We start from the raw sequence: 312 nt of genomic DNA, 5'->3' as shown, positions 1-312 counted from the left end.
CCGTATGGCGCTGCAGGACGCCGTCAGTGTCACGAATGTTGATCTGGTTGCGCGAGTGGCTATTCGGAGATGAAAACAGATAAAGAGCCGTCGTGAGCTCAGTTGGATCGCTCACCGTAAGCCCAGAATAGTCTAACGTCAGGTGGTCCCAACCCGCGCCGCCATAAAGCGCCGCACCTAGTTCGCCTGCAATCACCGTATCGTCATGCGCGGTCAGTGTACCGCCGAAGACTTCAACTTCACTCCACGCGCCGTTCTGACCCGTTGTGAAATTAATATCAGCGCCCGTCGTACGATCTTGGAGTGCCAACC

At 56.1% G+C, this 312-nt stretch carries 1 protein-coding gene; it reads right to left on the bottom strand.

From position 1 onward, the window contains the following. Positions 1 to 312: hypothetical protein (locus tag MWU61_RS19680; RefSeq protein ID WP_247130177.1), on the bottom strand; the 312-nt coding region annotated here is incomplete at both ends.

The sequence above is a fragment of the Loktanella sp. F6476L genome (assembly GCF_023015725.1).
Taxonomy (GTDB): Bacteria; Pseudomonadota; Alphaproteobacteria; order Rhodobacterales; family Rhodobacteraceae; genus Yoonia.
The sequence above is the reverse complement of the archived record's forward strand: the minus strand, read 5'-3'. Positions and strand labels throughout refer to the sequence as shown.